This window comes from Pantoea sp. PNA 14-12 (assembly GCF_004364735.1).
GTDB classification, from domain to species: domain Bacteria; phylum Pseudomonadota; class Gammaproteobacteria; order Enterobacterales; family Enterobacteriaceae; genus Pantoea; species Pantoea stewartii.
Window position 1 is genome coordinate 598,473 of the sequence record NZ_SOAJ01000003.1, and the last position, 12,307, is coordinate 610,779.

At 53.5% G+C, this 12,307-nt stretch carries 14 protein-coding genes and 1 rRNA gene; 7 read left to right on the plus strand and 8 right to left on the minus strand.

Features of this window, described 5'->3' with window-relative positions; translation table 11 throughout:
• Positions 1-79: 79 nt before the first annotated feature.
• From C7434_RS13790 to C7434_RS13805, 4 genes are read left to right on the plus strand one after another with little or no spacing between them, the layout of a single operon-like run.
• On the plus strand, positions 80-2,236 hold the full coding sequence (locus tag C7434_RS13790) for a lysine decarboxylase LdcC (protein WP_058708986.1): 2,157 nt from the start codon (positions 80-82) through the stop codon (positions 2,234-2,236).
• Positions 2,237-2,256: 20 nt separating this feature from the next.
• Positions 2,257-2,646 (plus strand): VOC family protein, encoded by a 390-nt coding sequence (locus C7434_RS13795; protein WP_033740319.1) that lies wholly within the window; start codon positions 2,257-2,259, stop codon positions 2,644-2,646.
• 47 nt (positions 2,647-2,693) lie between these two features.
• Positions 2,694-4,001 carry a tRNA lysidine(34) synthetase TilS gene (gene tilS / locus C7434_RS13800; protein ID WP_133745549.1) on the plus strand — a complete coding sequence of 436 codons (1,308 nt, stop codon included), beginning with the start codon at positions 2,694-2,696 and terminating at the stop codon, positions 3,999-4,001.
• The gene (locus C7434_RS13805) at positions 3,998-4,306 is read left to right on the plus strand and encodes a cytochrome c (protein ID WP_033740321.1); all 309 of its coding nucleotides are present in this window, start codon (positions 3,998-4,000) and stop codon (positions 4,304-4,306) included. The genes tilS and C7434_RS13805 overlap by 4 nt, the downstream gene beginning before the upstream one ends.
• A gap of 40 nt (positions 4,307-4,346) precedes the next feature.
• On the opposite strand, the gene rof is transcribed toward C7434_RS13805, so the two are convergent.
• Together rof and C7434_RS13815 are read right to left on the minus strand one after the other, a co-directional pair.
• Positions 4,347-4,607: a Rho-binding antiterminator gene (gene rof / locus C7434_RS13810; protein ID WP_033740322.1), complete on the minus strand. Its 261-nt coding sequence runs from the start codon at positions 4,605-4,607 to the stop codon at positions 4,347-4,349.
• Positions 4,594-4,794 carry a YaeP family protein gene (locus C7434_RS13815; RefSeq protein ID WP_033740323.1) on the minus strand — a complete coding sequence of 67 codons (201 nt, stop codon included), beginning with the start codon at positions 4,792-4,794 and terminating at the stop codon, positions 4,594-4,596. Before C7434_RS13815 ends, rof begins: the two co-directional genes overlap by 14 nt.
• A 217-nt stretch (positions 4,795-5,011) precedes the next feature.
• On the opposite strand from C7434_RS13815, the gene arfB reads away from it, so the two are divergent.
• Positions 5,012-5,422 carry an alternative ribosome rescue aminoacyl-tRNA hydrolase ArfB gene (arfB, locus tag C7434_RS13820; protein ID WP_006117783.1) on the plus strand — a complete coding sequence of 137 codons (411 nt, stop codon included), beginning with the start codon at positions 5,012-5,014 and terminating at the stop codon, positions 5,420-5,422.
• Positions 5,423-5,513: 91 nt separating this feature from the next.
• Here the strand turns inward: arfB and proS are convergent, their stop codons facing one another.
• From proS to metN, 6 genes are all read right to left on the minus strand, one after another.
• On the minus strand, positions 5,514-7,232 hold the full coding sequence (gene proS / locus C7434_RS13825) for a proline--tRNA ligase (protein WP_033740325.1): 1,719 nt from the start codon (positions 7,230-7,232) through the stop codon (positions 5,514-5,516).
• An 89-nt stretch (positions 7,233-7,321) separates the two neighbouring features.
• Complete coding sequence (gene tsaA / locus C7434_RS13830; protein ID WP_033740326.1) at positions 7,322-8,026, minus strand: tRNA (N6-threonylcarbamoyladenosine(37)-N6)-methyltransferase TrmO; 705 nt, start codon at positions 8,024-8,026, stop codon at positions 7,322-7,324.
• Positions 8,023-8,421: an Rcs stress response system protein RcsF gene (gene rcsF, locus C7434_RS13835; protein ID WP_006117786.1), complete on the minus strand. Its 399-nt coding sequence runs from the start codon at positions 8,419-8,421 to the stop codon at positions 8,023-8,025. Before rcsF ends, tsaA begins: the two co-directional genes overlap by 4 nt.
• 126 nt (positions 8,422-8,547) lie before the next feature.
• Complete coding sequence (locus tag C7434_RS13840; protein ID WP_033740328.1) at positions 8,548-9,363, minus strand: MetQ/NlpA family lipoprotein; 816 nt, start codon at positions 9,361-9,363, stop codon at positions 8,548-8,550.
• Positions 9,364-9,392: 29 nt separating this feature from the next.
• Positions 9,393-10,046, minus strand: coding sequence for a methionine ABC transporter permease MetI (locus C7434_RS13845; protein WP_006117788.1), 654 nt, complete (start codon positions 10,044-10,046; stop codon positions 9,393-9,395).
• On the minus strand, positions 10,039-11,070 hold the full coding sequence (gene metN, locus C7434_RS13850) for a methionine ABC transporter ATP-binding protein MetN (RefSeq protein ID WP_033740329.1): 1,032 nt from the start codon (positions 11,068-11,070) through the stop codon (positions 10,039-10,041). Before metN ends, C7434_RS13845 begins: the two co-directional genes overlap by 8 nt.
• A 188-nt stretch (positions 11,071-11,258) precedes the next feature.
• On the opposite strand from metN, the gene gmhB reads away from it, so the two are divergent.
• Both gmhB and C7434_RS13860 read left to right on the plus strand, forming a co-directional pair.
• Entirely contained in the window at positions 11,259-11,819 is a 561-nt protein-coding gene (gene gmhB / locus C7434_RS13855) for a D-glycero-beta-D-manno-heptose 1,7-bisphosphate 7-phosphatase (protein WP_133745550.1), read from the plus strand.
• Between the two features lie 409 nt (positions 11,820-12,228).
• A 16S ribosomal RNA gene (locus C7434_RS13860) occupies positions 12,229-12,307 on the plus strand; the annotation flags it as partial.

Sequence of the window (12,307 nt, forward strand, 5' to 3'; positions counted from 1 at the left end):
TATGCCACGAATCTGACTGCGGTTTCGTGGCGTAATTCGCTATGCTTACTCAATGCCTCAACAATCAGGGAGATGTGCATTGAATATTCTGGCGATCATGGGCGCGCATGGCGTGTTTTACAAAGATGAACCGTTACGCGAGTTGGATGTAGCACTGAGTCAGCAAGGTTTTCAGCTCATACGGCCTAAAAACACAGATGATCTTCTCAAACTGATTGAACACAATCCCCGTATCAGCGGTGTGATTTTTGACTGGGATGAGCACAACAGCCCTGAGCTGTGCGGTGAAATTAATCAGCTCAATGAATACCTGCCCCTGTATGCCTTTATTAATACCCACTCGCAAATGGATATCAGCATCAATGAGATGCGGCTACCGCTGCATTTTTTTGAGTACGCGCTGAATGCGGCCGACGATATCGCCTTACATATCCGCCAGTACACGGATGATTACCTCGACCACATTACACCACCGTTAACCAAAGCATTGTTCACCTATGTGAAAGAGGGAAAGTACACGTTCTGCACTCCGGGCCATATGGCCGGGACGGCCTTCCAGAAAAGTCCGGTGGGCTGTTTGTTCTATGACTTCTTTGGCGCGAATACGCTTAAGTCGGATATTTCGATTTCGGTGACTGAGCTGGGCTCGCTGCTGGATCATACCGGACCACATCTTGAGGCCGAAGAGTACATCGCCCGCACGTTCGGTGCGGAACAGAGCTATATGGTGACTAACGGCACCTCGACTTCGAACAAGATCGTGGGCATGTATGCCGCGCCGGCAGGCAGCACGATTCTGGTTGACCGCAACTGCCACAAGTCGCTTACCCACTTGCTGATGATGAGCGATCTGATTCCTGTCTGGCTAAAACCCACACGCAATGCCTTAGGCATTCTGGGCGGCATTCCGCAAAAAGAATTTACCCGTGCCAGCATTGAACAGAAAGTGGCTGCCACGCCGCGCGCCAGCTGGCCCGTTCATGCAGTAATTACTAACTCGACCTACGACGGTTTGCTTTATAACACGCAGTACATCAAGCAAACGCTCGACGTCCCTTCGATTCACTTTGATTCGGCCTGGGTGCCTTACACCAATTTTCACCCTATCTATGAGGGGAAAAGCGGCATGAGCGGTGAGCGGATACCAGGCAAGGTGATTTATGAAACCCAGTCCACGCATAAACTGCTGGCTGCCTTTTCGCAGGCCTCATTAATTCACATCAAAGGCGAGTACGACGAACAAACCTTTAATGAAGCCTACATGATGCACACCACCACATCGCCCAATTACGCGATTGTTTCCTCTATTGAAACAGCCGCCGCCATGCTGCGGGGGAATCCGGGGAAAAGGCTCATCAATCGGTCAGTCGAGCGCGCGTTACATTTTCGTCGTGAAATACAGCGGTTGCGCGAAGAGTCGGACAGCTGGTTCTTTGATATCTGGCAACCAGAGCATGTGGATGAAGCGCAGTGCTGGCCGATCCAGCCGGGAGACGAAGCGTGGCATGGTTTCACCCAGGCCGATCGCGATCATATGTATCTCGATCCGATCAAAGTCACCATTCTTACACCGGGCATGAGCGAGTTAGGTGAAATGGCCGAAGAGGGGATCCCCGCTGCGCTGGTGGCGAAATTCCTTGATGAGCGTGGGATTGTGGTGGAAAAGACCGGTCCGTATAACCTGTTGTTCCTGTTCAGTATTGGCATCGACAAGACCAAGGCGATGAGCGTGCTGCGTGGATTAACCGAATTTAAGCGCGCCTACGACCTGAATCTGCGCGTAAAAAACATGCTGCCGGATCTGTATGCGGAAGATCCCGACTTTTACCGCACGATGCGCATCCAGACGCTGGCGCAGGGGATTCATCGCCTGATTCAGCAACATGACCTGCCGCGTCTGATGCTGAAAGCCTTTGATGTCTTACCTGAGATGAAAATGACGCCGCATCAGGCGTTTCAGCAGCAGGTGAAAGGCAATATTGAGACCGTAAACATGAATGAGCTGGTGGGGCGTATCTCTGCCAACATGATATTGCCTTATCCTCCCGGTGTACCGCTGGTGATGCCTGGCGAAATGATCACAGAACAAAGCCGCGCCGTGCTCGACTTCCTGCTCATGCTGTGTAGCATTGGGCGCCACTATCCTGGCTTTGAGACAGATATTCACGGCGCGACGCTAACCGATGAAGGTGAATATCGGGTACGTGTACTGAAACAGAGCGGGGAACAGGAATGAAGGACCAACAGGGAGCAAACATGCTACAGCTAACGCACATTCACCATATCGCCATCATTGCGTCAGATTATCATCGCAGTAAAGCCTTTTACTGCGACATACTGGGATTTGAACTGCAAAGTGAGCACTACCGCGAAGCGCGCGATTCGTGGAAAGGCGATCTGGCGTTAAACGGTCAGTACACCATTGAGCTGTTTTCCTTTCCACACCCGCCCGCCCGGGTCAGTCAGCCGGAAGCCTGTGGCCTTCGCCATCTGGCTTTCAGCGTGCCGGACGTGGAAGCCGCGGTGCGCTATCTGGACACGCAGGGCGTGACATGCGAACCCATTCGCATTGACGCGCTTACCGGGAAACCCTGTACCTTTTTTGCTGACCCGGATGGTTTGCCGCTTGAGTTGTATCAGGCGTAAACTGGCGGCTTTATGGCTCGTCCCACTGCCTGAGTTATGGAATTATCATGTCTGATTTTGACGCACTGCTGAATGAAAACGACGCGCTGGTAGTGGCGTTTAGCGGTGGCCTGGATTCTACCGTCCTGCTGCATAAGCTGCGGGACTGGCAACAGCACCATCCGGCCTCGCGGTTGCGTGCGCTGCATGTCCATCATGGCCTCAGTGCTAATGCCGACCACTGGGCGGCGCATTGCCAGACCCTGTGCGCAACATGGCAGATCCCCTGCGAGATCCTTCGTGTGCAGGTTACCGATCAGGGCGACGGCATTGAGGCGGCGGCGCGGCAGGCGCGTTATCGGGCATTGCACCAGGCGCTCCATGCGGATGAGAAACTCCTTACCGCACAGCACCTGGACGACCAGTGTGAAACCGTCCTGCTGGCCCTGAAACGCGGCAGTGGCCCGGCCGGTCTGGCGGCCATGCCGGTGGCGGGCTCTCTGGGTAAAAATCCTCTGCTTCGCCCGCTGTTAAGCTGTTCCCGGCAGTCATTAGAGCAGTATGCCCAAACGCATCAGTTGCAATGGGTTGAAGATGAGAGCAATCAGGATGTGCGTTACGACCGCAATTTTCTTCGTCAGCAACTCTTACCGGCCGTCGTGGCACGCTGGCCCCATTTCGCCAGTGCGACGGCGCGCAGTGCGGCGCTCTGTGCTGAGCAGGAGCAACTGCTGGATGAGTTGCTGGCGGAACAACTCGCTGCGCTGATTCAGCCGGACGGTAGCCTGTGTTTCTCCGCGTTACTGACCATGAGTGAAGTGCGCAGTAATGCTTTGCTGCGTCGCTGGCTGGCCGGACAGGGCGCGCAAATGCCCTCACGCGATGCGTTGCGCCGCATTCGTCAGGAAGTGATGCTGAGTCGTGAAGATGCCCAGCCACGGCTACGGTTAGGCCACAGCGAAATTCGCCGTTATCGCCAGCAGCTTTATATTTTGCCGCTCAGAGACTCGTTACGCGACTGCGAAATCGCCTGGAAGAATCTCAACCAGACATTGCCCCTGCCGCAGCATATCGGCACGCTTCAGCCCGATTATACAATGCCTTCACTACGACGACCGACGCCGGAGGAACAGGTATTTGTGCGTTTTCACGCGACAGGGTACGTGCATATTGTGGATCGCGCGGGTGGGCGCGAGATGAAGAAAATCTGGCAGGGGTTGCATATCCCGTCATGGCAGCGGGAACGTATTCCGCTCATTTATTATAATCAAACGCTTATTTGCGCGCCCGGCCTGTTCGTGACCCGTGAAGGCGCGGCAGGGGAGGCACAGGGCTGGCAGATTCACTGGCACAAACCTACAGGAGTATCGTTGTGAGGCAATGGATAGTGGCATTAACGTTTTTTACGTTGTTTCCGGCCTGTGCCGCAGGCGATATTCACGCGGGCGAACAGCGTTCGGCGGCCTGTACGGCGTGCCATGGTCCGAAAGGCATTGCGACGGTTCCCCTTTATCCCAGCCTGGCGGGCCAAAACGCCGCTTATCTCGCGCACGCGCTACAGGCCTATAAGAAGGGAGAGCGCAACGGTGGTCAGGCAGAGGTGATGAAAGCGTTTGTTGCGGGGCTCAGCGATGAGGAGATAACAGATTTAGCGGCGTACTACAGTTCGTTAAAGCCCTGATGAGATGGGCGGGAATGCATCCCGCCCGACGGGAAGTGAATTACTCTTCGCTGACCACGACGGTGCCGAGTTCAGGATGGCTAAAACTGGCAATATGATCGAGACGTAACTCGCGCGTTTCACCGGACAGTTCAATGGCCAGATACTCCACGTTTTTACGTGAAAGGATGTCCCTGGCCTTTGCCTTTAGCTGCTCGCCATCTTTTAACGCCAGCGACAGCATCCAGTTTTTTTGGCAGGCGAGTTCCAGATTATCGTAGTCATCGCAATTGATGGGTTTATAAGCTTCATTCATCAACATAGTCGCTCACCAATAAGTTTGCGGCGGCATAAGCCGCCTGTTCCCTGAGAGAAGAGTTTAGCGCAGCATTCGCGGCAATAGCATCAAGCGCGTTAAGCGCGCAGCCGATGGCATCGGGAATATAGCCCAGATCTCCGCTGCCAATTTCGGCATATTTTTGGCGAACTAACTCACAATATTTTTGCACGGGCACCTCCTCAGCAGAGCATAAATACTCTGGTTGATTTGCGACTATATCACAGGCATTTCAAGAAAATCAGCCAGGCGAAAGCAGGAACAGCGAGCAAATCACTGCTAAAGTAGCGGACTACGCCGTATCAGACGTTTCAGGATAAAGCACGAAAGGTTAAGTTGATGAACAGGTCAGAGCGAAAAAACGGGAACCGGACAAAGGCGGGTGGACGATGATTGCGCTGTCACGGAATGTTGAGCTGCCAGACAATGAAATTGAACTGACGGCCATTCGGGCGCAGGGGGCAGGGGGCCAGCACGTCAACAAAACCAGCACCGCTATTCATCTGCGTTTTGATATCGCCGCGTCTTCCCTGCCGCCGTTTTATAAAGAGCGGTTGCTCAGTGCCAGCCATCATTTAATTACCGGCGACGGGACGATTATCATCAAGGCGCAGGAATACCGCAGCCAGGAGATGAACCGCGAAGCGGCGCTGCAACGGCTGGTGAATTTGATTCAGGAGCTCACGAAGGTAGAGAAAGTCCGGCGCTCAACACGACCGACACGCGCGTCGAAAGCGCGCAGGCTGGAAGGGAAATCACGGCGCAGCCAGACCAAAGCATTGCGCGGTAAAGTGCTGTAAGACGTGGCCAGAGAATTACCTGTGGTCGTCAGGAGAACAGAGTCGACCATGCGTTAAAAAAAACGCCCCATGAAGGGGCGTTATGGCAGGCTTACTTGTTCAGTGCCTTGAGCAGGAAATCGACAATCTCATCCTGCTTAATCATCTGCTTTTCACCGGCACGACGGGCTTTGTATTCGATCTCCTGGTTATCAAGATTGCGATCGCCAATCACGATGGTATGCGGGACGCCAATCAGTTCCATATCGGCGAACATAACGCCTGGACGTTCTTTACGGTCATCCAGAATCACCTCGACGCCTTTCGCGCGCAGCGTGTTGTACAGTTCTTCCGCTAACTCTTTTACGCGGAATGATTTCTGCATGTTCATTGGCAGAATCGCTACGTCGAACGGGGCCAGTGCCGCAGGCCAGATGATACCGCGATCGTCATGGTTCTGCTCGATCGCCGCCGCCACTACACGGGTAATACCGATGCCGTAGCACCCCATCGTCATGACCTGATTACGACCATCTTCACCCTGAACGGCCGCTTTCATCGCTTCGGAGTATTTGGTGCCCAACTGGAAAATATGGCCTACTTCGATACCACGTTTGATCTGCAATGTGCCTTTGCCGTCCGGGCTCAGATCGCCTTCTACCACATTACGGATATCAGCAACCTCGGCCATGGGCAGATCGCGTTCCCAGTTAATGCCAACGTAGTGCTTACCGTCCACATTTGCACCGGCGCAGAAATCACTCATCTTCGCCACGGTACGGTCTGCGATAATCGGCATCGTCAACCCGACCGGCCCCAGCGAACCAAAGCCAGCACCCACCACGGCACGAATCTCTTCTTCGGTCGCGAAAACCAGCGGTGACGCAACCAGCGGCGATTTTTCAGCCTTAATTTCGTTCAGTTCGTGATCGCCGCGGACCAGGAAGGCAACCAGAGCATGACCGCTTCCCTCTGCACCCTTGACCATCAGCGTCTTCACGGTTTTCTCAATCGGCATCTGGAACTGATTCACCAGATCGGCGATGGTTTTGGCATTCGGTGTATCGATCTGACGCATCGTTTCCTGAGGCGCAGGGCGTTCGCCCGCCGGTGCCACGGCTTCGGCCAGTTCAATGTTCGCCGCATAGTCAGAGTCGGTTGAGAAGATCACATCATCTTCGCCGCTCTGTGCCAGTACCTGGAACTCATGTGAGGCACTGCCACCAATCGAGCCGGTGTCCGCCTGCACGGCACGGAAATCCAGACCCATACGGCTGAAGATCTGACTATAAGCGCGGTACATCGCGTCATAGGTTTCCTGCAGTGATTCCTGCGTGGTATGGAAGGAGTAGGCGTCTTTCATGATGAACTCGCGCGAACGCATCACGCCAAAACGTGGGCGCACTTCATCACGGAATTTGGTCTGAATTTGATACAGATTCAGCGGCAGCTGTTTATAAGAGCTCAGCTCATTACGAATCAGATCGGTAATCACTTCTTCATGCGTTGGGCCGAGCACAAACGGACGTTCATGACGATCGGCAACACGCAGTAATTCTGGACCGTACTGCTCCCAGCGGCCGCTCTCCTGCCACAGGTCTGCGGGTTGGACCACAGGCATTGAAATCTCAATGGCACCGGCGTTGTTCATTTCTTCGCGAACGATGTTTTCGACTTTTTTTAATACGCGCAGTCCGGTTGGCAGCCAGGTATATAACCCTGAGGCCAGTTTACGGATCATGCCGGCACGCAGCATCAGCTGGTGGCTGATCACTTCCGCGTCAGACGGTGTCTCTTTCTGAGTAGAGAGCAGATATTGAGTAGTACGCATTGATTACAATTCCAGTTGATCGGAAATTCACGGACAAAAATAGGCTGGCGGCTAGTGTACCAGTGAGATCACCGGCTAAAAAGCGGGTTTTAACGCGGATCGATGGCCACGACTTCCGTGCCTGCGTGATCAACGCGCCAGCGCACAGTAAACTCAAGCAGCGAGGCGGCATAAATGCGATCCTTTTCCTCACCTTTACGGTAAGCGGGGCGCGGATCCTGCGCAAGAACCTCACGGATAAAGCGGGCAAGATAGGGATAGCGCGCATACTGCTGCAACTGCTGCCCGGCCAGCGGCGAAAACCGCACAGGCATGCTGCTTTCCGGCGCGGACTGCGCAAAACCCGCTCTCGCCTCAGGCAGGGCTTCGGCGAAAGGCAGATAGGGCTTGATATCGACCACCGGCGTGCCGTCCACCAGATCCAGACTGCCCAGCTCCAGAATGACCTGTTGCTTCGCGCAGCGGATGCCTTTGAGCTCAATCAGCGACATCCCAATCGGATTAGGGCGAAAGGTCGATCGCGTAGCAAAAACGCCCATGCGCGCGTTACCGCCCAGGCGGGGCGGGCGAACGGTCGGACGCCAGCCGCCTTCCAGGGTCTGATGAAAAACAAACAGCACCCAGAGATGGCTGAAGTCTTCCAGGCCGCGCACGGCCTCTGCCTGATTATAAGGCGGCAAAAGATGCAGTTCGCCGCCGCCGTCCTGAACCAGACCAGGCTGACGCGGGACAGCGAACTTCTCTTTCCACGGCGAACGGATTACGCCGATCTGCGCAAAGGCAAAATCACTCATTGACTGGTGACTTTCAGCGCCGAACCCTGGCAGACAGCCTGACGGTAGCAGCCCGGGGTGCTGCTCACGATTTCACATTTGTGAAGCAGTACCGCATTAGCTTTCATCTGTGCGGCTTTAATCTGCATTCGTTTACGCGCGGTAGCGATGTTGGGCGGTGAACTCTGATTGCTCATCTGGCAATCTTCTGCGGAGACTTCACCCAGATCGCGGAAGGGCTTGCTCACCAGATCGGCAGCATCGGTGTACACCTTAACGGGGGCGGGACGATACGTTGGCTTACGTGTCGGTTCGCTGGATTGCTGCGGATGAGAAGGTGCGCTGCTTATTGGGTGATACTCCCGAACACACCCTGTCAGCATCAATGCTAACAAGCAGAGCGGTAAAAAACGCATAGCAACATCCTCAAGTGTCAAAAAGTGGCGTTATTGAAACAAGGACACGGATAAATAACAAGTCAGCAAATGGCAATAACAGAAAGGGCGGCTAAAAGCCGCCCTGAGGGAAAAGATCAGACGACCTTACCAGCCTTTAACGGCACCACCGTTAAACACTTTATTGGCCGCGTCAGCCACTTCGTCAGACTGATAAGCCTGCACGAATTTCTTCACATTTTCCGCGTCTTTGTTGTCTTCACGCGCCACAATCAGGTTCACGTAAGGGGAGTCTTTATCTTCTACAAAGATGCCATCTTTCGCCGGCGTCAGGCCAATCTGGCTGGCGTAAGTGGTGTTGATCACGGCCAGGGCGATTTGCTGATCGTCCAGTGAACGTGGCAGCTGTGGCGCCTCCAGCTCAACAATCTTCAGGTGTTTTGGATTCTCAACGATATCCAGCGAGGTTGGCAGCAGGCCCACACCGTCTTTCAGCTTGATCAGGCCCACTTTCTGCAGCAGCAGCAGCGAACGGCCCAGGTTGGTTGGGTCGTTAGGAATGGCAACCTGTGCGCCATCCTGCAGTTGATCCAGCGATTTGATTTTTTTCGAATAGCCCGCAATCGGATAAACAAAAGAGTTACCTACAGAAACCAGCTTGTAACCGCGATCTTTGATCTGTTGATCCAGATACGGTTTGTGCTGGAACGCATTCACATCGATATCGCCTTTGCTCAGTGCTTCGTTCGGCAGCACATAGTCATTAAAGGTCACCAGCTCAACATCCAGACCGTACTTATCTTTCGCCACTTTGGCCGCCGCTTCGGCAACCTGCTGTTCAGCGCCGACGATCACGCCCACTTTGATATGGTTGGGATCTTTGGCTTTTTGATCGCATCCTGCCAGCGCAATCGCGCCAATTAATGCACCCACAGCGGCAATGTTTTTAAATTTGAAAGACATATCCTTTCCTTAATAGTGATATTGCTTGCTTATTTATGGGACACAGCACGCACGATGCGGTCGCCACAGAATTGTATGAGATACACCAAAACGACTAATAACACTAATACCGTATTCATCACCGTCGCGTTATATCCGATATAACCATACTGGTAGCCAATTTGTCCGAGGCCGCCCGCGCCGACTGCGCCGCCCATCGCCGAGTAACCTACCAGGGTAATCAACGTAATGGTGGCCGCGTTAACAAGGCCGGGCAGGGCTTCGGGCAGCAGGACTTTGCGCACGATTTGCATCGGCGTGGCACCCATCGCGCGTGATGCTTCAATTAACCCGGTCGGGAGTTCCAGCAGGGCATTTTCAACCATGCGGGCAATAAACGGTGCCGCACCGACAGTCAGGGGCACGATGGCCGCCTGTAAGCCAATAGAGGTTCCAACGATGACGCGGGTAAACGGAATCATCCACACAAGGAGGATAATGAAGGGGATCGAGCGGAAAATGTTAACCAGGGCGGACAGCACACGGTACAGCCCTTTGTTTTCAAGAATCTGTCCCGGACGGGTGACATACAGCAGTACGCCGACCGGTAAACCCAGAACGAAGCCGAAAAAGCCAGAGACAAAGGTCATCATCAACGTTTCCCAGACGCCGCGCCCCAGCAGCGCAATCATCGCTTCAGACATAACCTAATACCTCGACTTTGACATGATGTTCCTGCAGCCACTGAATGGCGGCTTGTGTATCGCTTTCGCTACCGTGAATTTCCGCCAGCATGATGCCAAACTTCACACCGCCGGCGTAATCCATCTGCGCACTGATAATGTTGTTATTGATATTGAAACGCCGCGCTGCTTCAGACAGCAATGGTGCATCGACGGACTGGCCGGTAAATTCCATACGCAGTAATGGCATGCTGTCAGGGCCCGCTTCGGGCGACAGGCGCTGCTGGTAGTCGTCTGGAATATCCAGATGCAGGGTTGACTGGATGAACTGTTGCGCCAGCGGGGTTTTGGGGTGCGAGAAGACTTCACTTACGCTGTCTTTCTCGATCAGCTCACCCTGGCTGATGACCGCAACCTGATCGCAGATGCGTTTCACCACATCCATCTCATGGGTAATTAACAGAATAGTCAGGCCCAGACGGCGGTTAATATCTTTCAGTAATTCCAGAATTGAGCGCGTGGTCGCTGGATCTAATGCGCTGGTGGCTTCATCACACAGCAGAACTTTCGGGTTACTGGCCAGAGCGCGGGCAATGGCAACACGCTGTTTTTGCCCGCCGGAGAGATTGGCAGGCCAGGCATCGTGCTTATCCGCCAGGCCGACCAGCTCCAGGAGCTCAGAGACGCGCTTTTTAATTTCATCACGAGAAAGGCTACCCAACTCTAATGGCAGCGCAACATTGCCGGCGACGGTGCGGGAGTTCATCAGGTTGAAGTGCTGAAAAATCATACCAATCTGACGGCGGGCCTGCGTCAGCTGTCGTTCGCTCAGCGCCGTTAAATCCGCGCCATCAACCAACACGCGGCCTGAAGAAGGGCGTTCGAGCAGATTCACGCAACGAATCAGCGTACTTTTTCCGGCACCGGATGCGCCGATGACGCCATAGATCTGTCCGGCCGGGACATGCAGGCTGACGTTAGATAACGCCTTTATCGTTCGCGAACCTTGCTGGAATACTTTGGTTATATTTTCTAATTTAATCATTACGTTATTTATTGCCGTCTTGCATTATCCGTGGTCTGGTGTGCTGCCATAAAGGACAGCATGCATAAGCTGGATGGATGTTAAGGCATCCAGACGTCTAAATCAATCGAAGTCATGTAAACGGGCATTCTCCCTTTTATGACAATCGTGCGATACTGAGCGGCAATGTTTATAGCAGGAGTTTCTACGTGGCGAATAAAGTCCCGGCCATTTTTCTCGATCGCGATGGCACCCTCAATGTTGATCACGGCTATGTCCACGAAATCGATCATTTCCAGTTTATCAATGGTGTAATTGAAGCGTTGCAGCAACTCAAAAAGATGGGCTTTGCGCTGGTTGTCGTGACAAACCAGTCTGGCATCGCACGTGGCATGTTTAGTGAAGATCAGTTTATGCAGCTTACCGAGTGGATGGACTGGTCGCTGGCCGATCGCGATGTCGACCTTGATGGGATCTATTTCTGTCCACATCACCCGGATGCGACGGTAGAAGCGTATCGCCAGCAGTGCGACTGCCGTAAACCGCAACCCGGCATGCTGCTGGCGGCGCAAGAAGAGCTGCATATCGATATGGCTGCGTCTTATATGGTAGGGGATAAGCTGGAAGATATGCAGGCTGCCCAGGCCGCCGGTGTCGGTAAGAAAGTGTTAGTGCGCAGTGGTAAGCCGGTTACGCCGGAAGGCGAGGCATTGGCTGACTGGGTAATAGAGAGTCTTGCGGCGCTCCCTTCCCGTATTAAAAAGGGTTAAAACAGCGCTTTTGTGCAAATTTCAGACGAACAGCAAAAAAGTTTAAATTTGCACTTGCGCTCTGCGAAAGCTTCCCTATAATGCGCCTCCACTGACACGGCACAACGGCTTACGTAACGCGGTGTTCAGCAGAAAACTCCCCGGAGTTTTCGCCGGAGAAAAACTTCTGAAAAAGAGGTTGACTCTGAAGGAGGAAAGCGTAATATACGCCACCTCGCAACAGACGGTTAACCCGCTGGTTGCACTGCTCTTTAACAATTTATCAGACAATCTGTGTGGGCACTCGCAGGATTGATATCCGCGTCTCCGGACGCAAAAAAATATCAAGTCTTAAGAGTGAACACGTATTGAAATTCATTACGACGTTTTCCTTGAGCATCGCTGCACTGGTTGCAGCAAATCAAACTTTAAATTGAAGAGTTTGATCATGGCTCAGATTGAACGCTGGCGGCAGGCCTAACACATGCAAGTCGGACGGTAGCACAGAG